We start from the raw sequence: 21,211 nt of genomic DNA on the forward strand, positions 1-21,211 counted from the left end.
CTCGTTGGGCGTCTTCTGCCGATTGGAACCCTCGACCAGCGCGATCATCCGGTCCAGGAAACTGTGACCCGGCTCAGCCGTGACGCGCAGCACGATGCGGTCAGACAGCACCTTGGTGCCGCCGATCACACCCGATCGATCGGTGCCCGCCTCGCGCAGCACCGGAGCAGATTCACCCGTGACCGCGGACTCATTGATGGTCGCCAGGCCCTCGACAATCTCCCCGTCGGCAGGGATCAACTGCCCTTCCTCGACCACCACCAGATCGCCGGGCCTGAGTTCCGCCGCGGGCACAGCGTGCTCGCGCCCCGACGAAGACAGACGGCGCGCGACCAGGTCTTTGCGTGCGCGGCGCAGCGAGGCGGCCTGGCCCCGGCCGCGGGCCTCGGCGACCGCTTCGGCGAAGTTGGCGAACAGCACCGTGGCGAACAGGATGAACGTGACCGCCCAGCCGAAACCGGCAGTGGTCCAGCCCGCGATCGTCGCCACGGCGGTGACGACGGTTCCCAGCCACACCACGGCCATCACCGGGTTCTGAATGGCGTGTTGCGGAGCGAGTTTCTTGAACGAATCAATGAGCGCGGGCTTCAGACTTTGGCCTGTACCTGCCGACGAATTTGCATGTGTGGTATTCATATGGACTCCCTTCAACGAGCCAGCAGATCGGTCAGCAACAGGTGGTCGGCCACAGGGCCCAGGACCAGCACCGGCATGAACTGCAACAGGGTGAGGATGACGACGATGCCGATCAGCGTCAGGGCGAAGGTCGGCGTTTCAACGTGCAGCGTGCCAGCGCCTTCGGGCGCGCGGCGCTTGGCTGCCAGCATGGCGGCGATGGCCAGCGGAATCACGAGGGCGGGGAAGCGGCCCAGCGCCAGCACGATCGCGCAGCTCACGTTCCACCAGGGCGTGTTGTCGCCCAGGCCCTCGAAACCCGAGCCGTTGTTGGCAAAGGCCGAGAGGTACTCGTAGAACACCTGGCTGATGGCGTGGAAGCCCGGGTTGGAGTTGCCGGTCAGGCTGGGCACGGCCAGCGTGACGGCCGTGAAGCCCAGGATGACGAGCGGCTGCAGCAGCACCAGCACGGCGAGCAGCTTGACCTCGGGCCCTTCGATCTTGCGGCCGAACAGCTCCGGCGTGCGGCCGGTCATCAGGCCCGCGAGGAAGACGGAAAGCAACAGGTAGATGATGAACTGTTGCAGCCCGCAGCCCACGCCCCCCCAGATGGCGTTGATCAGCATGTTGACCATCGACATCATGCCGGTCAGCGGCGCTGTCGAGTCGAGCATCGAGTTGACCGAGCCGTTGTTCACCTGGGTGGTCACCGAAGCCCACAAAGCGGAGGCTTCGACACCGAAGCGGACTTCCTTGCCCTCCATCAGGGCGATGTCGGTGGTCGTCGCGGAGTGGCCCTCCGACCACAGGGACAGGCCCGCGGAAACCACGGACATGGCCAGCATCGTGCCGAACACCATCGCGCCGAACTTCCGGCGCCCCGTGAACGGCGCGATCATGAAAATGATGCTCACTGGAATCAGGCAGATCGCCAGGGTTTCCAGGAAGTTCGACAGGGGCGTGGGATTCTCCAGCGGCACAGCGCTGTTGGGGCCGTACCAGCCGCCACCGTTGCTGCCGAGCTGCTTGATGGCCACCATGGGAGCGACCGGGCCCAGCGGGATCTTCTGCTCCTTGAACTCGGCCGTGGACTCAACGGGCGTGGCGACAGGGCCGGCGGCCAACGTCGCCGGCACGCCTTGCCAGGTCAGCAACGCCGACCACACCAGGCACAGGGGCAGCACGAAGCGAAGCGTCGCGCGGACCACATCGGCCCAGTAGTTGCCGACGTCGATCACGTCCGCAGGCGCGGTCACCGCACCTTCTGCACTGCGTTCCATGGCCTGGCGGCCGCCGAAGAGGCCGCGCAGGGTGGCCGCGACCACCGCCAGCCCCATCACGGGCGTGATCACCTGCAGTCCGACAATGCCCGTCATCTGCGCCAGGTAGGACAGCTGCGCCTGACCCGAGTAGTGCTGCTGGTTGGTGTTGGTCAGGAACGAGACCATGGTGTGCAGCGCCAGGTCCCAGCTCATGTTGGGAATGCCGTCCGGGTTGAGTGGCAACCAGGCCTGGGTCATGAGGATCACCCAGACCACGATGGCCAGCAACAGATTGGAGAGCAGGAATCCGCCGGCGTAACCGCGCCAGCTCATGCCGACGCCGGGACGTGTGCCGAGCACGGCATAGATGGGCCGTTCGATCCAGCCGAACAGCACGTCGCTGCGCATGGGATCGCCGCGCATGACCGCGGCCAGATAACGCCCGAGAGGCCAGCCGAAGGCCACGAGCAGTGCGAGAAGAAGAAGGGACTCAACCATGATGGAGCACTCCGAGGGAGAGCGGTGCGGCAGCGACCACCATGGACGTGCGTAGCTTGAGGCGCATGTTGTTGTGCGTGAACGAATGGCGAAATTGCCAGCGGAAAGTATTCGGCCGAACCGCGGGAGCCGACATAACTTATGCGTAAATTCCAAACGCACGCGCCGCTGGAAGCGCCCGCGGCCAGTGCGTTTGGCGCGCTTCCCTGTCCAGAATTTATGGTGAATTTACGGCGCACCGCGCCGTGCCGGACTAACGTCCAACCCTCTTTCTACGGGCTGCCTGCGCCATGCCTCAGTTTCTTCAAGACATCCTCTTCATCTCTCTCGTCGCCGTCTGCTTCGTCGCGCTTTTTCGCTTGCTGGGCGGTGCGATCGAGTGGAAAGAACACCAGCGCGGCGTGAAGAAATCGAGCGTGGCTCATGACCAGTGACTGGATGCACGCCCTGCTGGCCGTGCTCTCCCTGGTGCTTCCCATGCTGTTCGCATGGCTGCTCATCAACCTGCCCGAGTTGCGCAAGCGTTGCAAGCGATTTTTCGACGGTCCATGAGCACGCCTTGAAAGTGAGCGCAGATGCTCATGCCATGGCGGTCGAAGCCCCTATCATTCAGCGCACGGTGCTCGCGCTGCAAGCGCATTGCGCGGAACCGTGGTTCAGACCAAAGGCCACCCGATGTCAGCTGAGTCCCCTACCGCCTGCGTGCGTGCGTTTCGCCAGGTTCTGTTGTGGCCCTTGCGCCTGATGCCGGTGCGGGGCTCCGAGGGCCAGCACGCCAAACCCTGGCAACTGCTGGCAGACATGGGCGAGGCCTCACCCTGGCGCGAGGTGGTGGATGAATTCACGGGCGACAGCAGTCGTTTCCACGAACGCCACTACAACGAATTCGTGACCTTTCTGCCCTATGTGCAGCGTTTCCTGTACGGCGAAGGACGCAGCCAGGAGGGCAGCCGCGCGACGGGCTCGCCGATGCGGGTGTTCAGGCGCAGCGACGTCAGCGCCGTGCGAGCGGTGCTGCATCCCGGCGCTCCACCCATCACGCTCGACATCGTCCACGTCGACCTTTATTTTTTTCTCGATCTGGATCTGGTGCTGCTCAATGTCGAGGTCAGCGCCCGCGACCTGACGCTGGCCCAGGCTCAGGAGTTGCTTTACCGCTTCGGCCGTGGCTACCCCGCCGGATGGGATGCGGATGGCCATGCGCAGCACTGCCTGTACAGCGCCGAGTGGCTGGACGCCGCCGGGCAGGTTCTCGCCCGATCCGACGCCAACCAGCGCGACCTCTTCATGGCCCATGTCAGCAGCCACCGCGCCCCACGCATCGCCGCCCACTGGGCCTGGCTGCTGGAGCCCTTGGTGAGCGACCATTCCGACCGGACAGGGCGCCTGCGCTATCGCCAGATCGAGTACTACCGCATGCCGCAACTGGCCTTTCTGGCGCTGGACGATCCGCGGGCACTGAGCCGCAACGACATCATCCGTCTCGGGCTGGTGACCGGGGCCGCCACCTCAAGCGACGAGTCCAGCCTGCCCTATGCCGAGGAGCACCTGGCCGACTTCGAGAAGCGCTACTGTTATGACCGCTTCTGGAGCAACAGCGGTGCCGCTCCCAACACGCGCTATGTGTGCAGTGGCCATTCGCTGCTGGTGCTGGGCGACGCCAACAGCCCGTTTTATGTCTGCCGTGACCGGGGCGTGCTGGCGCAGTTCCGGCACCAGCACTTCCTGCTGTTCCTGATCGCGCATTTCCAGAAGGCGGCGCTGCTGATGTTTTCGGACCGGTTGGCCGAGGCCCTGAAAAACCTGGACATTGCCGACGCGACCAGCGTGCGACGTTTCAAGCGCACGATCCGCGACAGCTTTGCCGGTTTTCTGCGCTTCACGCACCGGTACTGGTTTCACGAGGTATCCGAGCAGGCCCAGGTGCGCGCCCTGTTTCACCTGTGCGCCCACCATCTCGGTCTGGACCCGCTGTACACGGAGGTCAAGGAGCGCATTGGAGAGATGAACCAGTACCTCGACGCTGACAGCCTGCGCCGTCAGGCCAACACCGTCGTGCGCCTGACCGTCGTGACCATCTTCGGCCTGATCGGCACCGTGACCACGGGCTTCCTGGGCATGAATCTGCTGGCCGAGGCCGATGCGCCCATGGGCCGCAAGCTGGGGATTTTCATCCTCGTGTTCGTGTTGACCACCTCTCTGACCATTTACACCATGGTCAAGTCAAAACGCCTGTCCGATTTTCTGGACGTGCTTTCAGATGAGCGCACCAACGCCTGGCAAAAATTCAAGGCGCTGGGCTTGGTCTGGCGGCGCACGGGGGATTGAGGACTTGTCGCCTGGCCGTCGGCCCCGGTGAACGAATCGGCCAAGGTGGTGTCGGAAGGAGGAGCGTGCCATGATCGCAGGAACCGCCCATGAAGACCACCGGAGCTTCGATCGCCTCCCCCTCGGGCCCCGTCGGCCTGCGGCGTGACGCCGCGCGCGATCTGGCGGTGGGGGCCGCCCTGGTGGGCGTGCTCGCCACGGCGCTGGGCGCGGCGGGTGGGCTGGGCCTGGACTACGTGGCCAAGACCGGGCTGATCTATGGCCTGGGCGCCTGGCTGGTGTGGCGCGCCCTGGCCCACCACCCTCACCCGCGCTTCGGCCCCGCCAACCGCGTGACGCTGTGGCGGCTGGGGTCCATGTCGCTGCTCGCGGCCCTGGTGGGCGAAGCCCTGCCCCGCCCGCCGCTGCCGTCGATGGCCCCGGCGGCCTGGTGGCTGGTGGTGATCGCCACCGCCACGGCCCTGCTCGACGCGGTGGACGGCGCGCTGGCCCGGCGCAGCGGGCTGGCCAGCGCCTTCGGCGCCCGCTTCGACATGGAGACCGACGCGGCCTTCACCCTGGTGCTGTGCGCGCTGGTGCTGCAGGCCGGCCAGGCCGGCCCCTGGGTGCTGGCCTCGGGGCTGATGCGCTATGCCTTCGTGGCCGCATCCCGGCCCTGGCCCTGGCTGGCCGGCGCGCTGCCGCCGAGCCGGCGCCGCCAGACGGTGTGCGTGGTGCAGATCACCGCGCTCATCATCTGCCTGGGGCCCATCGTGCCGCCCTGGCTGGCGGCCTCGCTGGCGGCGTTCAGCCTGGCCCTGCTGAGCCTTTCGTTCGCGATCGACGTCCGGACCCTGGCGCGGCAGCGCCCCACCCTCCTGGAGACCTGAGCCATGCGCACTTCCTCCGCCTTCCTCCTTCCGCTGGCGCTTTGCGCCCACCTGCTGGCCGCCGCGCCCGCACATGCCCAGGCGGCCAAATACGAGCTGGACCCCGACCACATCACCGTGGCCTTTCTGGTGGACCACATCGGCTACGCCAAGGTGCTCGGCATGTTCCGCTCGGCGCGCGGCAGCTACCGCTTCGACGAGGCCACCGCCACGCTGTCGGACGTGCGCATCGAGGTGGAGACGGCCAGCGTTTTCAGCAACCAGCGCAAGCGCGACGATCACTTGAAGGGCCCGGACTTCCTGAACAGCGGCGAGTTTCCGCGCATGGTGTTCACCGCCGGCAGCGCCAAGCGCACCAGCGAGCGCAACTTCGAGATCAACGGCCAGCTGGAACTGCTGGGCAAGTCCCTGCCTCTCACGCTGCAGGCGACCTGGAACAAGAGCGCCGAGTCGCCCATGGGCGGGCCGCTGCGCAAGCCTTACACCATGGGCGTGTCCGCGCGCGGCAGCTTCAAGCGCAGCACCTACGGCATGAACTACGCGGTGTCCAACGGCTGGGTCGGCGACGAGGTGCCGCTGATCATCGAGTTTGAAGCGGTGCGCCAGTGAGCGACGCGCCGCCGCGGTGGCTCCCGTGGCTGCTGCGCTTCGGCCTGGCGTTCGCGCTGCTGAACGCGCTGTGGACCTTCGAGAACCGCTGGCCGGGCTTCGGCGTGCGCAGCATGCCGCGCCTGTCGTTCGAGCTGTGCCTGGCGGTGGTGGCGCTGATGGGCTGGGTGCGCTGGCGCGGCCGGCTCCCGGCGCGCGCGGCCACCGCGCTGGCCCTGGGCTTCGTGTGCCTCGTGCTGGTGCGCTACGCGGACGTGACCGCCCCGGCCGTGCTGGGCCGGCCGGTCAACCTGTACTGGGACGGCCGCCACGCCGCCGAACTGCTGCACCTGGCCACCCAGACCCTGCCCGCCTGGCAGCTGTGGGCCCTGGCGTTGGCGCTGCCGCTGGGTGCGGTGCTGCTGGTGGCCCTGGTGCGCCGCGCGATCGGGGTGCTGGCGCAGTGCCTGGCCTGGGAGCGCCCGCGGCCGTGGCTGCTGGCCACGGCGGCCGCCTGCACGCTCAGCTTTGCCGCCTACGTGCCCGGCGAACGCGACACGCGCTGGTTCTTCTCGCTGCCGCTCACGCCCACGCTGTTGCACCAGGGCGAGCTGCTGGCGCGCGTGGCGTGGCCGGCCTCGGCCGAGGCCGCGCTGGGCGCGAGCCCGGCCTTCGAGGGCGACCTCTCCGGGCTGGTGGGGCCGCAAGGTCCGGCGGACGTGCTGCTGGTGTTCGCCGAGTCCTACGGCATGGTCAGCTTCGACCGGCCCGAGCAGGCCGCCGGGCTCGCGGCGGCGCGGGCCGCACTGGACGAAGCCATCCACGCCGGCGGGCGCGCCGTGGTCAGCGCGAGCGTGACGGCGCCCACCGTCGGCGGCGCCTCGTGGCTCTCGCACGCCGCGCTGCTGGCGGGCGTGGACACGCGCGACCCGGGCGACCACGACCTGCTGCTCACCAGCGACCGGCCCACGCTGGTGCGCCATTTCGCGCGCCACGGCTACCGCACCGTGGGCTGGATGCCGGGCCTCAAGCGCCCCTGGCCCGAAGGCGCCTTCTACGGTTTCGACCGCCTCGCGAAGGACGCCGACCTGGGCTACACCGGGCCCGACTTCGGCTACTGGCGCATCCCCGACCAGGCGGCGCTGGCGCTGCTGCACATGCAGGAACTCACGCCCACCGCGGATCGCGCACCGCGCTTCGTGGTGTTCCCGACCACCGGCACGCACGCGCCCTTTCACCCGCTGGCGCCCTTCGTGTCCGGCGGCTCGCGGCTCACCGGCCCCCTCACCTACACACCGGCGCAGGCCACCGCCGCGCAGGCCGCCCCGCTGGCGGTGCGCGAGCCCCTGCAGCCCTACCTGGAGAGCCTGCGCTACCAGCACGCCTGGCTGGCCGACGACCTGAGGCAGCGCTCGGCCCGGCCGATGGTGATGGTGGTGGTCGGCGACCACCAGCCGCCGGCGCTGGTGAGCGGGCCTTCGGTGTCGTGGGACGTGCCGGTGCACGTGATCAGCGAGGACCGCGCCCTGCTGCAGCGCCTGCTGGGCAGCGGGTTCGTGCCCGGCCTCACACCGCCCGAGGAGGCGCTCGGGCCGATGCATCGGCTGACCGGGGTGCTGCTGGCGGTGTTCAACGCGCCCGCGGCGCACGAGGCGCAGGGCGTCGAGCACGTGGGCGCACCCGCGAGCCCCCGGCATCCCGGGACCTGAACGCTCAGGTTGCGAGCCAGGCATGCACGTCGCCCGAGGGTGCGTCCGCCGGCAAGGCTTGCAACCAGCCGCGCATGGCCTCGGCATCCTCGCCTTCGGGCTTCAGCAGACGCTGCCGCTCGCCCAACGACACGGCGTAGCGGTAGCGCCCGGGCCCGGCCAGCGATTCGAGCCGGTCGATGCAGCCCAGCGCCACGTCGCGCACGGCCGGCACGAACTCGAAGGACAGCGCCGGCAGGGGTCGGTTCAGGCCCATGAGCACCTCCAGCTCGAAGCCTTCGACATCGATCTTCACGAAATCGGGCACGCCGTGCCGGGCGATCAGCGCGTCCAGCGTGGTCACGGACACCAGCGGCCCGGCCTGCCAGCGCACGCCCCGGAACGACGGCGCCGCGCCGGCGCGCTGCACGAAGTCGGTGGAAAGCGTGGCCACGGTGGGGGTGCGCGGGCTGGCCATCAGGCGCGCTTCGCCGGGCGCGCGGCCCAGCGCCTGCGGCAGCAGGGTCACCTGCGCATCGTGGTCGAACCGGTGCCGCAGCATCCGGATGAAATCGGGTTGCGGCTCCAGTGCCACCACCCGTGCGCCGAGCCGGCGAAAGGCCGCCACGCGGTTGCCGGCGTGGGCGCCGACGTCGAACGCCAGGCCACCCGTCGGCAGAAAGCGGCGGTAGAAACGGCGCAACTGCACGCCGCGCCAGGGGATGGCGCGGTAGACCAGGAAAGAGCGCAGCAGGCCGAGCCGGCGGTCGAACGCGCTCATCCCGGGCCCCGCACGTGCGGCGTGAAGGCGCATTGGATCGACATGCCATGTCCCTCCTCGACCCAGAATAGCAGCTTCGTCTGCGGTCGGTCTCTTCAGCGCAGCACGCAGCTCACGCGCTCCACGCCGCGGTCGGGCGGCTCGTCGAGCCCGGGCTCCAGGCCGTGCCTGCGCATGAAAGCGAGCATGCGCAGATTAATGTCGAGCACGTCGCCATAGAGGTGGCTCAGGCCGGCTTCGCGCGCGCCGGCCATGAGCGTGGTCATGAGGCGGTTCGCCACCCCCGAGCCCTGCCAGCCGTCCAGCACGCTCAGGGCCAGCTCGGCGCTGCCGCGCTCGGGATCGACGACGAACCAGCCCGCCTCGCCGATGATTTCCTCGCCGTCCGGGCCCCAGATGCAGGCCACCCAGGCCGCGTGGCGCACGCCGTCCGCGTTGACCAGATAGGCAATCAGTTTGGGCGAGGCGCCGTTCACGCTGCCATGAAAACGGTTGCGCCGCGACGGGGCGCTCAAGCCCTGCACGAAGCCTCGCATGGTCTGAGAATCTTCCGTGCGCACCCGGCGCACGAAGACGGTGGGCCGTTGGACGGTGTTCATGCCCCGATCCTTTCCGAAGGTTCGCGCACCAGACAGAACAGCGTCACGTCGTCATGGGGCTCGAAGCCGCCCACATGCGCGGCGAGCTGCGTGCGCACAGCGTCGACCAGGCCCTGCGCGCAGGCGACGTCGCCGCTCAGCGCCCGCCCCAAGGCCGCCTCACCGAAAGGCCCCGAAGCGCCCAAGGCCTCGCTCACTCCGTCCGTGTACACGAGCAGGCCATCGCCTTGCTGCAGCGTGAGGGACTCGACGGTGCAGCGCCTGCCGGCTTCCAGCCCCACGGCGGGGCCCGTGATGCCCAGCCGCACCGGGCTGGCGCCCTGCGCAGGCTGGACATAGGGCGCTTCGTGGCCGGCGTTGAGGTAGTGCAGGCGCCCGCTGTCGGGCTCCAGCAGCGCGAAGAACACGGTGGCGAACATGTTCTCGTGCCCGTGCACGCCGGCGATGTAGTCGTTGACGAAGGCCACGCTGCGCACCAGCGTCTGCGGCAGCGGCTCGTCGGGCGCCGCCTGGGTCGCCATGGCACGCAGCAGCGTGCGAAACAGGGCCATGTAGAGCGCCGCCCCCACACCCTTGTCGCAGACGTCGGCCACCACGATGGCCAGCGCGCCGCCCGGCAGCACATAGGCATCGTAGAAATCGCCGCCCACCTGCCGGGCCGGCGTGCAGCTCGCGCCCAGCGACCAGCCCGCCAGGCCTGGCAACTGCAGGGGCAGAAAGCCTTGCTGGATGCGCTGGCCGATCTGCAGTTCGCGCGACAGCGCCTGCAGCAGCTGGCTCTTGTGGTCCTGCAGGCGCTTCTTGGCCAGCGAGGATTCGATGCGCGCCTGCAGCACCACGGGGTTGAACGGCTTGGGCAGGTAGTCGTCGGCGCCCAGTTCCAGGCAACGCACGACGCTCTCGGTTTCGTCGATGGCCGACACCATCACCACCGGCAACTGCGCCGAGAGCGGGCTGGCCCGGATGCGGCTGAGGGTTTCGTAGCCGTCCATCTCGGGCATGGTGATGTCGAGCAGCACCAGGTCCCAGTCCTGCCGGTCCAGCTGTTCGAGCGCATCCCGCCCGTTGACGGCGATGCCCGCCTCGTGGCCCAGGCGCTGGATGCGGCGCGCCAGCAGGTCGCGGTTGAGCGCCAGGTCGTCGACCACCAGAATGCGCATCGGGCGCTCCGGCGGCTCCTTCAACGGGGCGTCGGGCGTGGGCATCAGACCGCGACAGCCTCGCGGCGCTCGCGCTCCGCATTGAGCAAGGCGTGCAGGTAGGGCAATTGCTGCAGGGCGGCCTGCTCGCCCTCCTCGATGATGTAGGGCACCTTGGCGGTGTCGAACAGGCCCACGCGCTGCTTGAACTCGGGCAGGATCAGGATCATCTCGGAATGGTGCGCCGCGCTCTGGAAGGCCAGGCGCGACTTGAGCAGGTTGTTCGCCAGGATGGCGCTGAGCTGCGCCGCGAAGCGCCCGGCGCTGCGGATGTTGTTCTGGTACGGGCTCTCGAAACCCACCGCCACGATCACGCGGCCGCCGTTCTTCATCGCCACACTCACGGGCAAGGGATCGGCCATGTAGCCGTCGATCAGCAGCCGGTCGCCCAGCTTGACGGGCGCGAACGCCAGTGGCAGCGAGGCGCTGGCCCGGATCGCATCGACCAGGTCGCCGCGGGAGATGTCCACCAGCTCGCCGTTCATGAAGTCGGTGGCCGTGATGTGCAGCGGAATGGGCATGTCCTCGATGCGCTGCTGCCCGAACACGGCGCGAAAGGCGGCGAGCATCGGGGCGTCGTCGCGCAGGCCGAAGCTGTCGGGACGAAAGCCGAACAGCCCGGGCGCCAGCAGGCGCAGAAAACCCATGTGGTTGCGTTTGGACGTGATCTTGCGGGTCCAGGTGCGCACGGTGATGTCCGTCATCTTCGCCGCATCGAAGCCGAGGGCCACCCCGGCGGCGAACAGCGCGCCGCCGCTGCAGCCGACCACGCGTTCGACGCCGATGCCGGCGTCGGCCAGCGCCTTCACGACGCCGATGGCGGCGGCGCACTTGACGCTGCCCGAGCCGATCACCAGCGTGACGGCGGGGCCCTGGATCGACGCGCGCGTCATGCGGCCTCCGTGAAGCTCTCCACGGCGAGGCGCACGTCGGGGTAGATGTTGAGGATGCTGGTGAACCCTGCGATCTCCAGAACGCGGTTCACCTGCGGCTGCACGGCGGCCACGCGCAGGTCACCGCCGCCGAGGCGGCAGCTCTTGACCGCGCCCAGCAGGGACCGCAGGCCCGCGCTGCTGGTGTAGTTCACCAGCGAGAAATCCGCCACCAGGCGCACGTGGCCCTGAGCCTGGGCCTGGGCGAAGCGCTGAGCCAGTTCGTCGGCGTTGAGGCTGTCGATGCTGCCCGTGATGGCCAGCACGGCGATCGCGTCGTGGGGGGTGAGGGTGATCTGCATGGGTGTTCTCCGGGGTCAGGGCGCAGTGGACGGCGCCAGGTGTTTTTCGATGGTGAAGACGTTGCCCCGAAGGGGGTGGTGCTGGTAGTGCTGCCGGTGGGAAAGTTGCCGGATGAGGTGCACACCCAGCCCCCCGGGGGCGCGCGCCTCGACGCCGGCGCCGGTGTCCGCGGGTGCCACCGACAGCGGATCGAAGGGCCGCCCCTGGTCTTCCAGGGTGAACACGATGCGGTGCGGACCGCCGTCGCGCACGATCCGGGCCTCCAGCGCCAGGGGGCCGGGGCGGCCCGCCGGGTAGGCGTGGTGCATGACGTTGACACAGGCTTCTTCGACGATGAGCCGGAGGTCGTGGCAGGTCGTGTCGTCGATGCGCTCGCGCCGGCACAGGTCCGTCACCAGCGCCAGCAGCGCCGGCAGGTGGGCCGGTTCCGCCGGGCACTCGATGCGGCTCATATGCCGTGCTCCGGCGGCGGGACCGGCTGGGGCAGCCAGGCGGTGAAGCAGGAACCCTGGCCCGGTGTGCTGGCGACTTCGATGTCGCCCCCCATGAGGCGGCACAGGCGGCGGCTGATCGCCAGACCCAGGCCGCTGCCGCCGAAGGCGCGTGTGGTGCCCTCGTCGGCCTGCAGAAAGGGCTGGAACAGCCGGCCGATCTCTTCGGCGCTCAGGCCGATGCCGGTGTCCTCCACCTCGAAGCGCAGCACGGGTGCACCGGGCTCGCGCTCGCGCGTGAAGACGCGCAGGCGGACCTGGCCCCGGGCCGTGAACTTCGCGGCGTTGGACACCAGCGCGATCAGCACCTGCCGCAGGCGCAGCGCGTCCGCATGGACCAGCGCCAGGCCCGGCTGCACGTCCACCTGCAGCCGGTTGCCGTTGGCCTTCAGCAGCGGCTGCACGGCCGCCTCGACGGAGGACAGCAGGCCGCGCAGATCGGTGTCCTCCAGCTGGAGCCGGACCCGGTTGGCGTCCAGCCGGGTCAGATCGAGCACGGCATTGATCATCGCCAGAAGGTCCTTGGCCGCCTGCGTGATGCGGCCCAGGTCGGCACGGGCTTCGGAAGGCGCGCTGTCGGCCAGCTCTTCTTCGAGCAGCTCGGCATAACCGATCACGGCGTTGAGCGGCGTCCGCAGTTCGTGGCTCATGTTGGCCAGAAAAGCGCTCTTGGCCTTGTTGGCCTGTTCGGCTTCCTGCCGTGCCTGTTCGAGGTGCACGGCCTGGGCCTCGATCTCGCGGTTGCGCTCTTCCAGGGCCGCGCGCGTGCGGGCCGTGCGCAGCGATTCGGCGTGGATCGCGTGGCCGAACAGCGAGAGGTAGATCGCCGCGGCCACGGCCGAGAGCGCAATCGTCGTCAACGAGGTGTCGGGCCGGAACTCGAAGCCGTTCGCGGCCGCGCCCGTGGCGATGCCGATCACCATGGCCACGACGCCGCGCACCGCGTGGCGCCCGCCGCCCGACCCGAGGTTCGAGGCGTGCATGGCACCGCCGAGCGCGACGATGATCCAGGGGTTGAGGCCGGACAGCCCGCCGTAGACGCCGATCAGGAAGGAGTCGATCAGCAAGGCCCGCATCTCGCTGCGCCGGCTGTCGCTGGAACGGCAGCTCAGCCAGTAGGCGATGTGCGGCCAGGTCAGCATGACCACCAGCGCCCACCACAGCGTGGCCGGTGGCTGCAGGGCAAAGACCGAGCCGAGCAGCAGGCCGGCGGCCAGGTGCGCGCCGATGCGCACCGGGTAGTTCACGCGCACGCCGCCGTAGAGCCGCCGGGGCGCCTTGGCCAGGCCCGGCAGCGCCATCGTCACAGCAGCCCCTCGATCTTGGCCAGCAGGCGTTCGAGTTCGATCGGCTTGGTGTCGAAGTCATCGCAGCCCGCCTCCAGTGCGCGCTGGCGGTCCCCCTCCATGGCGTGCGCGGTGAGCGCGATCACCGGGATCGCGCACAGCTCGGGATGGGCCTTGAGGCGGCGGGTGGCCTCCCAGCCGTCCATGACCGGCAGGCTCATGTCCATCAGGATCAGGGCCGGCCGGGTGCTGGCGGCCGCGTTCAGGGCGTGCGAGCCGTCGAAGGCCATCACCACCTCATAGCCGCGCCGCAGCAGGCGCCGCGACAGCATGTCGCGGTTGAGTTCGTTGTCTTCGACCAGCAGGATTCTGGGCATGTCAGTCCGCCGTGGCGGTGTCGGCGAGGGGCAGGCGCGCCCGCACGGTGGCACGGAACAGACTGCCCTCGCCCGGCGTGCTCATGGCGGTCACATCGCCGCCCATCAGCCGGCACAGGCGGCGGCTGATGGCCAGCCCCAGGCCGGTGCCGCCGTACTTGCGCGTGGTTTCGGCGTCGGCCTGCACGAAGGGCTGGAACAGGCGCCCGAGCTGCGAAGGGGTCATGCCGATGCCGGTGTCCCGAACCTCGAACACCACCAGGGCACCGCCCTCCTCGTCGACTCCGCTCGTGGTGTCGATCCGGATGCGGCCGTCCTGGGTGAACTTGGCGGCGTTCGACACCAGGTTGATCAGCACCTGCCGCAGCTTGGTCAGGTCGGACTGCATCCGGCCCAGGCCCGGCGGGCAATGCACCTGCAGGGTGTTGCGGTTGACCGCCAGCAAGGGCTGGGTGGTCGAGATCACCTGGTCGATCAGCGCGGCCAGCTCAAAGGATTCGACGTGCAACTCGATCTTGCCGGCCTCGATCTTCGAGAGGTCGAGCACGTCGTTGATCATCTGCAGCAAGTGCCGCGCGGCGCCCTTGATGCGGCCCAGGTCGGCGAGCTCGGCATCGAGCTCGCCCCGGTCCGCGAAGTCCTCCTCCAGCATCTCGGTGTAGCCGATGACGGCATTGAGCGGCGTGCGCAGCTCGTGGCTCATGTTCGCCAGAAAGGCGCTCTTGGTGAGGTTGGCGGCCTCGGCCTGTTCGCGCGCCTGTTCGGCCACTTCCCGGGCGTTCTCCAGATCCTGCTTCTGTTGCTCGATGAGCTCGTTGCGCGCGCGCAGCTCGCGCTTGGCACCGATGGCATGGCGCGTCTGGAAATGCGAGGCCAGCCCGAACGCGGCGGTGTAGGCCACCACGGCCAGCGCTGTCATGGCCTGCGCCAGCAGCGAGACCGGTTGCACCTCGAAACCGGCGAGCAGCCCCGTGACCAGCAGGCCGAACACAAAGCACCCGGCGCCCAGGAGGCCCAGGCGCAGCCCGCCGATGCTCAGGTTGGCGGCGTTGATGGCGGTGAACGACACCACGCCGATCCAGAGATCGAGGCCGGTCAGCAAGGTGAACACGCCCATCAGGAAGCTGTCCACCAGCAGGTTGCGCTGCTCGGCGCCCTTGCTGTCGCGCGAGCGGCTGGCGATCGCGTACGCCAGGTGCGGCCAGAGCAAGGCGATGGCGCAGATCAGCGCCAGGATGCCGGTGGGTATGGGTCGCAGCTGCAGCACCGACAAGGCCACGGCCACAAAGAAGCCGTGCCCGCCGATGCGCAGACCGTAGTCCAGGCGCACGGTGGGGTGCACGCGCGGCGGCAGCTCGGAGAGCGACAGTTCCTGCAAGACGGTGCTCAAGGCGAAGCCCGGTTGTTCATGAAGCGAAATCCTCCCTGAGCCCCACTTGTCCGCGAGGTCGGTGCGCATTGTAATACGTATTATGACTAGGCTTCAAGCAGACGACCGACAGGCAATCTGCGGTTGAAGGATTACAGGGGCTTCACGCGCGCGGCCTTGGCCAGCGCCTGCAGCTTCAGGGCGTCCGCCGCGTAGAACCGCGCGGCATCCTGCAGCGACATCCGGGGCGGCACACGCCCGCCGACGGCCAGGACGGCCTGGCCCACCTCCGCGCTGCCCAGCGCCTCCACCACGACCCGGTGCAGGCGCGCGCTGAGGCCCGCGTCCATCGCGGCGGGCACGAGCACGCCGACCCAGATGCTGGGGTGACCCAAGGCCGGCGCCAGCCGGCTTTCGTCGAAGGTCGCGGCGGCGGGAAACCGGTCCAGCCGCTGCGCGGACGAAACGCCCAGCACCTTCATGTGGCCGGCGGCGACCAGGCTGCCCAGCAGCGCGTCCACGGGCAGCAGGGTGAAGTCGATCGCACCGCTGCGCAGATCGGCCAGCATGGGCATGCCGCCGCGGTAAGGCACGTGCATGGCCTCGATGCCGGCACTGGACAGCAGCATGTCCGTCACGAGGTGGAACAGGGAACCCTGCCCGGTGCTGCCGTAGCTCATCGGCCGCTCGCCTCCCCGGCGCGCCAGGGCCACGAGTTCGTCCAGGTTGTCGGCCGGCAGATCGGTGCGTGCGTACAGCGCCAGCGGCGAATCGTTGACCAGGCCCAGCAGGCGGAAGTCCGTGGGTTGGTAGCGCACGGCGCGCAGCGTGAGCGGTGCCAGCACGGTCTCGGAGGGCGACCCGATGAAGACCGTGGAGCCGTCGGGCGCGGCGGCCAACAGGCGGTTGGCGGCGATGGAGCCGCTGGCCCCGCTGACGTTCTCCACCACCGCCGCGCGCCCCAGCCCGCGGCCCAGCGCCGGGGCCAGGGCACGGGCGAAGGCATCCGTCACCCCGCCGGCGGGTTGCGCGACCAGAACGGTGAGCGGGTGGGTGCGCGCTTGGGCGCCCCCATGGGGCAGCGCAGCCAGCGAAGCTGCCCCCATGCCCGAAAGAGCGAATGCGCGGCGCGAAAGATTCATGGGGCAATGGCGTGCAAAATGCCAATACGCATTATGGATGGCAACCCGAGATGAAGACGCCCAAAAATGGCCCAGCTGTGCCCGCGGCCGCGCTGAAACGGCCGACGCAGCGCGACATTGCCCTGGCCACCGGCCTGTCGCAAACCTCCGTGTCGCTGGTGCTCAACGGCGTGGAGCCGTCCACCGTGTCCGCCGAAGCGCGCGAGCGCATCCAGGAAGCCGCGAAGCGGCTCGGCTACGTGCCCAACCGCATGGCCCGCAACCTGCAGTCCGCGCGCACGCACACGCTGGCCTGCATCGTGCCCGACATCACCAACCCGACCTACCCGGCCCTGATCCGCGGGTTCCAGTCCACCGCCGACGCGGCGGGCTACGACACCATGATCTTCGACACCGACGGCGCCCCCGAGCGCGAGCTGCGGGCGCTGCAATGGCTGTCGCAAGGGCATGTGGACGGCGTGATGGCGGTGTTCTTCCATGTGCAGGAAGCCGAGCTGCTGAAGGCCATGCGGGGACACCTGCCCGTGGTGCAACTCGAAAGCCAGGCGCACAAGCCCTCGCGCACCATCGACAAGATCTACATCGACAACGCCGCCGCCGCGCAGGCCATGACACAGACCCTGATCGACAAAGGCCACCAGCGCATCGCCATGCTGTGCGCCCCGCTCGGCCCGGGTGCCGAGCGCCTGCGCGGCTATCGCGCCGCCATGCGGCAGGCCGGGCTGACCGCCCGCACCATCGCCGCCGATGATTTCTCCCAGGCGGCCGGCGCGCGCGCGATGACGGCCGAACTGGCCGGCGACTTCCGTTGCAGCGCCGTCTTCGCCGCCAACGACCTGCTGGCCATCGGGGCCATGTCCGCACTGCGGGCGGCGGGGCGGCGCATCCCCGAGGACGTGGCCGTGGCAGGCTTCGACGACATCCCCTCCGCGCACCTGCTGCACCCCGCGCTCACGACGGTGCGCCGCTCCGAACAAGCCATTGGCCGCCTGGCGGCCGACCTGCTCATCGCACGGCTGGACGGACCCGATGCCGCGCAACCAGGCCGGGGGTTCGAGCAACCCTTCGAGCTGGTGCTGCGCGATTCGGCCTGACGCCCCTCACTCGAACGGCCGGCGCTCGGTCTCGCCGAATCCCGACGGCCCGAGGCCGAACGAGAAGACCGCACCGCGCCCGGCGCCGCTGACCAGGCGGATGTCGCTGCCGTGCAGCAAGAGGATGCGCCGCACGATCATGAGCCCCAGGCCACCGCCGCGCTCGCCGCCGGAGGCAAAGGCCGGCCGCGTGAAGATCACGGGCTGCAGTTCCGGGGGAATGCCGGGGCCGGTGTCGCTCACCTCCACCCGCACGCCCTCACCGTCGGGCAGCAGGCGCACGGCGATCTCCCCGCCTTCCGGTGTGTGGCGAATGGCGTTGTCGAGCAGGTTGGTGAGCACCCTTTCGATCATCCCCAGATCGGCGTTGACCACCGGCAGGCCCGGGGCGATCTCCGGCACCAGGCGCTGGCGGCGCGCCTGGGCCGCCAGCTCGAACTTCTGGAACACGTCCTGCACCAGGTCCGCCAGAGCGAAGCGCTCCTTGTCGGGTTGGACCACGCCGTATTCCAGCCGCGCGAGCTCGAAGAGTTCCTGCGCCAGGCGGCCGACCTTGCGGCTCTGTCCGAGCGCGATCTCCAGGTAGCGGCGGCGATCGGCCTCGGGCAGCGAGTCGGCCTTCATCAGCAGCGTTTCGAGGTAGCCGTGCAGCGAGGTCAGCGGGGTGCGCAGGTCGTGCGAGATGTTGGCGAAGAGTTCGCGGCGCTGCTGGTCCTGGGCGGTCAGCTCGCGCCATTGCTCGGCGATGCGCTGCGCCATCTGGCGGAAGGCCTGCGCCAGTGTGCCGATCTCGTCACCGCCGTCGCTGGCCAGCCGGTCCAGGGCGGGCGCGGCCTGCCGCATCGATGCCACACCGTCGCGCTCGAACCGTTGCACGACCCCGGTCAACTCGCGCAGCGGCCGCGTGATGAGGTGGAACGCGGCCACACCCGCCAGGGCGCCCAGCAGCACCACCAGGGCCATGGACCAGAGCAAGGTGCGCAGCGCGTTGCTGGCGGTGGCGTTCGCCACCAGGGCCTCGCGCGCCTCCCCCGACAGCACCACATAGACGTACCCCGCATCCCGTCCGTTGACGGTCATGGGCGCCGCGCTGAACACCTTGCGCTCGCCATCGCCGCGCGGATCGTCACCCAGCACGGGCAAGGGTCCGCCTGCGAGCAGCCGCTGCACCGGCGCCAGGTCGACCCGGTCGCGCTTCAGGTGCCCCGGCGGCGCCGCCTGGGCCACGATGCGGCCTTGCGGATTCAGCAGGTAGACCTCCACGCTGGGGTTGACGGCCATCAGCTGGTCGAAAAGCGCCCGGACGGCCGCCTCGTTCAGGCCGTCGCTGCGCATCAGCTCCGGGTTGCCCGCGATGTGCGCGGCCAGGCCGAGGGAGAGTCGCTGTGTCACCTCCTGCCCGTGGCGCTCGCTCGCGGCCATCTGCAGGCCGATCGACACACCGCTGCACGCCAGCAGCAGCGCCACGAACACGGCGGACAGGCGGCGCGAAAGGGGCCAGCGCCCGGGCCATCTCATGGGCCGGCCTCTTCGGAGCCGCCGCCCGCCAGCTTGTAGCCCCGCCCCCACACGGTCAGGATGCGGCGCGGCACGGCCGGGTCGGCCTCGACCTTCATGCGCAGGCGGTTGATGTGGGTGTTGACGGTGTGCTCGTAGCCGTCGTGCTGGTAACCCCAGACCTGGTTGAGCAGGTCCAGGCGGGAGAACACCCGGTCCGGGTGGCGTGCGAAGAAGTACAGCAGGTCGAATTCGCGCGGCGTGAGCTCGATCGGCCGGCCATCGAGCTGCACCTCGCGGGCCACGGGGTCGATGCCCAGGTTGCCGAGTTCGAGGCGACCCGATTCGAGGCGGGCATTGCGCGCCATCGCCTCGGTGCGGCGCAGCAGCGCCCGCACCCGGGCCACGAGCTCCAGCACCGAAAAGGGCTTGGCCAGGTAGTCGTCGGCCCCAAGCTCGAGCCCCAGGATGCGGTGCATTTCGCTCGACCGCGCGCTGGTGATGATGATGGGCGTGTAGCGCGCCATGGCCCGCGCCCGGCGGCAGATTTCCAGGCCATCGACGCCGGGCAGCGTCAGGTCCAGGACCAGCGCATCCCAGCTCCCCCGCTCCAGCTCGCGCACGCCGGCGTCGCCGTCGGCCGCATGCGTGACGGCGTAGCCCTCATCGCGCAGGTGCATGCGCAACAGCTCGGCGATGTGGGCATCGTCTTCGACGATCAGCACGCGGGGAGAGGTTTCCATAGGTCGGGCCATTGTCTCGCCATCCGCCACCGGAAGTTGTCACGATTAATTGAACATTTCGTGAGGATTCGGTGATGGGGTGCGCCCAACAATCCGCCCCATGGACCACCCCGCCACTCCCGCCAGCCGCCAGCCGATCCACCCGCGCTGGGTGCGCCTGGCCCACTGGATCAACGCCCTGGCGGTGCTGCTGCTGGTGACCAGCGGCTGGCGCATCTACAACGCCTCGCCCTTCTTTCCCTTCGAGATTCCGAACGGCATCACGCTGGGCGGCTGGCTCGGCGGCGCGATCCAGTGGCACTTCGCCGCGATGTGGCTGCTGGTGGTCAACGGTCTGGCGTACCTGGCGCTCAACCTCTTCAGCGGCCGGCTGCGGCGCAAGTTCTTCCCGCTGTCGATCGCCGGCGTCTGGCGCGACGCGCGGGCGGCCTTGCGAGGCCGGCTCTCGCACGCCGACCCGCGCCACTACAACAGCGTGCAGCGCCTGGCCTACCTGTTCGTGATGCTCGACATCGTGCTGCTGGTGCTCTCGGGCCTGGTGCTGTGGAAGTCGGTGCAGTTCCCCCTGTTGCGCGAACTGCTCGGCGGCTACGAGTTCGCCCGCCGCATCCATTTCGTCGCCATGGCCGCCCTGGTCGCCTTCGTGGCGCTGCACCTGGCGATGGTCGCCCTCGTGCCACGCACGCTGCTGACCATGCTCAGCGGCCGTGCAGGAAAGCCCTCATGAAAATCCTCCAACGCCCGCCCCTCCCCGGCGTCGACGCCGAAGCCGCCCTCGCCGAGGCGCGCCGCCTGATCGCCCGCAAGATCGAGCTGCCCGCCCGACGGGCCTTCCTCACGCGCTCCCTGACGCTGGGCGGGCTGTCGCTGCTCACCGGCTGCAGCATCAGCGACCACGAGGGCGTCGAAGCCGCGCTCGGCGCCATCTCGCGCTTCAACGACCAGGTGCAGGGCCTGATCTTCGACCCGGCGCGGCTGGCGCCGACCTACCCGGCCTCGATGATCACGCGCCCCTTTCCGTTCAACGCCTACTACGGCGAGGACGAGGTGCGCACGGTCGACGAGGCGAGCTACCGGCTCGAAGTGGCGGGCCTGGTGGCCGACCACCGCCGCTGGACGCTGGCCGAACTGCGCGCCATGGCGCAGCACGACCAAATCACGCGCCACATCTGCGTGGAAGGCTGGAGCGCCATCGGCCGCTGGGGCGGCGTGCGTTTCGCCGACTTTCTCCAGCGCGTGGGCGCCGACACGGGCGCGAAGTACGTCGGCTTCAAGTGCGCGGACGACTACCACACCAGCATCGACATGCCGACCGCCCTGCACCCGCAGACCTTGCTGGCGCTGACCTTCGACGGCCAGCCCCTGCCGCCGAGGTACGGCTTCCCGATGAAGCTGCGCATGCCCACCAAGCTGGGCTACAAAAACCCGAAACACATCCAGGCGATTTACGTGACCAACGTCCACCCTGGCGGCTACTGGGAAGACCAGGGCTACAACTGGTTCGGAGGCAGCTGAGCGGCCTGCGGCCCTCATCGCCCCTGACACGCGAG

General features: G+C 69.4%; 23 protein-coding genes. 9 read left to right on the forward strand and 14 right to left on the reverse strand.

Annotated elements, in window-relative coordinates:
- Together AC07ZS_RS03870 and kdpA are read right to left on the reverse strand one after the other, a co-directional pair.
- The coding region (locus AC07ZS_RS03870) for a P-type ATPase actuator domain-containing protein (protein WP_494797318.1) at positions 1-636 on the reverse strand (636 nt) is incomplete at its 3' end.
- Between the two features lie 11 nt (positions 637-647).
- Positions 648-2,375, reverse strand: coding sequence for a potassium-transporting ATPase subunit KdpA (gene kdpA / locus AC07ZS_RS03875; RefSeq protein ID WP_494797319.1), 1,728 nt, complete (start codon positions 2,373-2,375; stop codon positions 648-650).
- Between the two features lie 290 nt (positions 2,376-2,665).
- Here kdpA and AC07ZS_RS03880 point away from each other — a divergent pair, with 290 nt between their 5' ends.
- The 6 genes from AC07ZS_RS03880 (at position 2,666) to AC07ZS_RS03905 (ending at position 7,869) form a co-directional block, all read left to right on the forward strand.
- Entirely contained in the window at positions 2,666-2,809 is a 144-nt protein-coding gene (locus AC07ZS_RS03880; protein WP_494797320.1) for a hypothetical protein, read from the forward strand.
- Entirely contained in the window at positions 2,799-2,927 is a 129-nt protein-coding gene (locus tag AC07ZS_RS03885; RefSeq protein ID WP_494797321.1) for a hypothetical protein, read from the forward strand. The genes AC07ZS_RS03880 and AC07ZS_RS03885 overlap by 11 nt, the downstream gene beginning before the upstream one ends.
- A 123-nt stretch (positions 2,928-3,050) precedes the next feature.
- Complete coding sequence (locus AC07ZS_RS03890) at positions 3,051-4,703, forward strand: hypothetical protein (protein WP_494797322.1); 1,653 nt, start codon at positions 3,051-3,053, stop codon at positions 4,701-4,703.
- Positions 4,704-4,792: 89 nt separating this feature from the next.
- Positions 4,793-5,572, forward strand: a complete 780-nt coding sequence (locus AC07ZS_RS03895; protein ID WP_494797323.1) for a CDP-alcohol phosphatidyltransferase family protein — start codon at positions 4,793-4,795, stop codon at positions 5,570-5,572.
- A 3-nt stretch (positions 5,573-5,575) separates the two neighbouring features.
- A complete protein-coding gene (locus tag AC07ZS_RS03900; RefSeq protein ID WP_494797324.1) occupies positions 5,576-6,181 on the forward strand; it encodes a YceI family protein in 606 nt (201 codons plus the stop codon).
- Positions 6,178-7,869 carry an alkaline phosphatase family protein gene (locus tag AC07ZS_RS03905; protein WP_494797325.1) on the forward strand — a complete coding sequence of 564 codons (1,692 nt, stop codon included), beginning with the start codon at positions 6,178-6,180 and terminating at the stop codon, positions 7,867-7,869. The genes AC07ZS_RS03900 and AC07ZS_RS03905 overlap by 4 nt, the downstream gene beginning before the upstream one ends.
- Positions 7,870-7,873: 4 nt before the next feature.
- Here AC07ZS_RS03905 and AC07ZS_RS03910 read toward each other — a convergent pair whose 3' ends face one another.
- The 10 genes from AC07ZS_RS03910 to AC07ZS_RS03955 all read right to left on the reverse strand — a co-directional run bounded on the left by AC07ZS_RS03910 (position 7,874) and on the right by AC07ZS_RS03955 (position 16,327).
- Positions 7,874-8,629, reverse strand: coding sequence for an FkbM family methyltransferase (locus AC07ZS_RS03910; protein WP_494797326.1), 756 nt, complete (start codon positions 8,627-8,629; stop codon positions 7,874-7,876).
- A 95-nt stretch (positions 8,630-8,724) separates the two neighbouring features.
- Positions 8,725-9,228 carry a GNAT family N-acetyltransferase gene (locus AC07ZS_RS03915; RefSeq protein ID WP_494797327.1) on the reverse strand — a complete coding sequence of 168 codons (504 nt, stop codon included), beginning with the start codon at positions 9,226-9,228 and terminating at the stop codon, positions 8,725-8,727.
- On the reverse strand, positions 9,225-10,433 hold the full coding sequence (locus AC07ZS_RS03920) for a PP2C family protein-serine/threonine phosphatase (RefSeq protein ID WP_494797328.1): 1,209 nt from the start codon (positions 10,431-10,433) through the stop codon (positions 9,225-9,227). Before AC07ZS_RS03920 ends, AC07ZS_RS03915 begins: the two co-directional genes overlap by 4 nt.
- Positions 10,433-11,320: a patatin-like phospholipase family protein gene (locus AC07ZS_RS03925; RefSeq protein WP_494797329.1), complete on the reverse strand. Its 888-nt coding sequence runs from the start codon at positions 11,318-11,320 to the stop codon at positions 10,433-10,435. The genes AC07ZS_RS03920 and AC07ZS_RS03925 overlap by 1 nt, the downstream gene beginning before the upstream one ends.
- A complete protein-coding gene (locus tag AC07ZS_RS03930; RefSeq protein ID WP_494797330.1) occupies positions 11,317-11,661 on the reverse strand; it encodes an STAS domain-containing protein in 345 nt (114 codons plus the stop codon). Before AC07ZS_RS03930 ends, AC07ZS_RS03925 begins: the two co-directional genes overlap by 4 nt.
- A 15-nt stretch (positions 11,662-11,676) precedes the next feature.
- Positions 11,677-12,114 carry an ATP-binding protein gene (locus AC07ZS_RS03935; protein WP_494797331.1) on the reverse strand — a complete coding sequence of 146 codons (438 nt, stop codon included), beginning with the start codon at positions 12,112-12,114 and terminating at the stop codon, positions 11,677-11,679.
- Positions 12,111-13,454, reverse strand: a complete 1,344-nt coding sequence (locus AC07ZS_RS03940) for an ATP-binding protein (RefSeq protein ID WP_494797474.1) — start codon at positions 13,452-13,454, stop codon at positions 12,111-12,113. Before AC07ZS_RS03940 ends, AC07ZS_RS03935 begins: the two co-directional genes overlap by 4 nt.
- A gap of 2 nt (positions 13,455-13,456) precedes the next feature.
- On the reverse strand, positions 13,457-13,816 hold the full coding sequence (locus AC07ZS_RS03945) for a response regulator (protein WP_494797332.1): 360 nt from the start codon (positions 13,814-13,816) through the stop codon (positions 13,457-13,459).
- 1 nt (position 13,817) lies between these two features.
- Positions 13,818-15,206: an ATP-binding protein gene (locus tag AC07ZS_RS03950; protein ID WP_494797333.1), complete on the reverse strand. Its 1,389-nt coding sequence runs from the start codon at positions 15,204-15,206 to the stop codon at positions 13,818-13,820.
- A 131-nt stretch (positions 15,207-15,337) separates the two neighbouring features.
- Complete coding sequence (locus AC07ZS_RS03955; protein ID WP_494797334.1) at positions 15,338-16,327, reverse strand: Bug family tripartite tricarboxylate transporter substrate binding protein; 990 nt, start codon at positions 16,325-16,327, stop codon at positions 15,338-15,340.
- A gap of 50 nt (positions 16,328-16,377) precedes the next feature.
- On the opposite strand from AC07ZS_RS03955, the gene AC07ZS_RS03960 reads away from it, so the two are divergent.
- A complete protein-coding gene (locus AC07ZS_RS03960; protein WP_494797335.1) occupies positions 16,378-17,421 on the forward strand; it encodes a LacI family DNA-binding transcriptional regulator in 1,044 nt (347 codons plus the stop codon).
- A gap of 6 nt (positions 17,422-17,427) precedes the next feature.
- Here AC07ZS_RS03960 and AC07ZS_RS03965 read toward each other — a convergent pair whose 3' ends face one another.
- Positions 17,428-18,939 carry a sensor histidine kinase gene (locus AC07ZS_RS03965; RefSeq protein WP_494797336.1) on the reverse strand — a complete coding sequence of 504 codons (1,512 nt, stop codon included), beginning with the start codon at positions 18,937-18,939 and terminating at the stop codon, positions 17,428-17,430.
- A complete protein-coding gene (locus AC07ZS_RS03970; RefSeq protein WP_494797337.1) occupies positions 18,936-19,661 on the reverse strand; it encodes a response regulator transcription factor in 726 nt (241 codons plus the stop codon). Before AC07ZS_RS03970 ends, AC07ZS_RS03965 begins: the two co-directional genes overlap by 4 nt.
- 100 nt (positions 19,662-19,761) lie before the next feature.
- Between AC07ZS_RS03970 and AC07ZS_RS03975 the strand changes: the two genes are divergently transcribed.
- Positions 19,762-20,388, forward strand: a complete 627-nt coding sequence (locus AC07ZS_RS03975) for a cytochrome b/b6 domain-containing protein (protein WP_494797338.1) — start codon at positions 19,762-19,764, stop codon at positions 20,386-20,388.
- Entirely contained in the window at positions 20,385-21,176 is a 792-nt protein-coding gene (locus tag AC07ZS_RS03980) for a molybdopterin-dependent oxidoreductase (protein ID WP_494797339.1), read from the forward strand. The genes AC07ZS_RS03975 and AC07ZS_RS03980 overlap by 4 nt, the downstream gene beginning before the upstream one ends.
- Positions 21,177-21,211: the final 35 nt, after the last annotated feature.

It is taken from the genome of Hydrogenophaga sp. GW456-12-10-14-TSB4, assembly GCF_059424305.1.

Bases quoted from the DNA above. Each gene is read 5' to 3' on its own strand.
- AC07ZS_RS03960 (WP_494797335.1), top strand. From the start codon at position 16,378: ATGAAGACGCCCAAAAATGGCCCAGCTGTGCCCGCGGCCGCGCTGAAA.
- AC07ZS_RS03935 (WP_494797331.1), bottom strand. From the start codon at position 12,114: ATGAGCCGCATCGAGTGCCCGGCGGAACCGGCCCACCTGCCGGCGCTG.
- AC07ZS_RS03965 (WP_494797336.1), bottom strand. From the start codon at position 18,939: ATGAGATGGCCCGGGCGCTGGCCCCTTTCGCGCCGCCTGTCCGCCGTG.
- AC07ZS_RS03925 (WP_494797329.1), bottom strand. From the start codon at position 11,320: ATGACGCGCGCGTCGATCCAGGGCCCCGCCGTCACGCTGGTGATCGGC.
- AC07ZS_RS03895 (WP_494797323.1), top strand. From the start codon at position 4,793: ATGAAGACCACCGGAGCTTCGATCGCCTCCCCCTCGGGCCCCGTCGGC.
- AC07ZS_RS03940 (WP_494797474.1), bottom strand. From the start codon at position 13,454: ATGGCGCTGCCGGGCCTGGCCAAGGCGCCCCGGCGGCTCTACGGCGGC.
- AC07ZS_RS03945 (WP_494797332.1), bottom strand. From the start codon at position 13,816: ATGCCCAGAATCCTGCTGGTCGAAGACAACGAACTCAACCGCGACATG.
- kdpA (WP_494797319.1), bottom strand. From the start codon at position 2,375: ATGGTTGAGTCCCTTCTTCTTCTCGCACTGCTCGTGGCCTTCGGCTGG.
- AC07ZS_RS03980 (WP_494797339.1), top strand. From the start codon at position 20,385: ATGAAAATCCTCCAACGCCCGCCCCTCCCCGGCGTCGACGCCGAAGCC.
- AC07ZS_RS03920 (WP_494797328.1), bottom strand. From the start codon at position 10,433: ATGCCCACGCCCGACGCCCCGTTGAAGGAGCCGCCGGAGCGCCCGATG.
- AC07ZS_RS03955 (WP_494797334.1), bottom strand. From the start codon at position 16,327: ATGAATCTTTCGCGCCGCGCATTCGCTCTTTCGGGCATGGGGGCAGCT.
- AC07ZS_RS03915 (WP_494797327.1), bottom strand. From the start codon at position 9,228: ATGAACACCGTCCAACGGCCCACCGTCTTCGTGCGCCGGGTGCGCACG.
- AC07ZS_RS03890 (WP_494797322.1), top strand. From the start codon at position 3,051: ATGTCAGCTGAGTCCCCTACCGCCTGCGTGCGTGCGTTTCGCCAGGTT.
- AC07ZS_RS03900 (WP_494797324.1), top strand. From the start codon at position 5,576: ATGCGCACTTCCTCCGCCTTCCTCCTTCCGCTGGCGCTTTGCGCCCAC.
- AC07ZS_RS03880 (WP_494797320.1), top strand. From the start codon at position 2,666: ATGCCTCAGTTTCTTCAAGACATCCTCTTCATCTCTCTCGTCGCCGTC.
- AC07ZS_RS03975 (WP_494797338.1), top strand. From the start codon at position 19,762: ATGGACCACCCCGCCACTCCCGCCAGCCGCCAGCCGATCCACCCGCGC.
- AC07ZS_RS03885 (WP_494797321.1), top strand. From the start codon at position 2,799: ATGACCAGTGACTGGATGCACGCCCTGCTGGCCGTGCTCTCCCTGGTG.
- AC07ZS_RS03930 (WP_494797330.1), bottom strand. From the start codon at position 11,661: ATGCAGATCACCCTCACCCCCCACGACGCGATCGCCGTGCTGGCCATC.
- AC07ZS_RS03970 (WP_494797337.1), bottom strand. From the start codon at position 19,661: ATGGAAACCTCTCCCCGCGTGCTGATCGTCGAAGACGATGCCCACATC.
- AC07ZS_RS03910 (WP_494797326.1), bottom strand. From the start codon at position 8,629: ATGAGCGCGTTCGACCGCCGGCTCGGCCTGCTGCGCTCTTTCCTGGTC.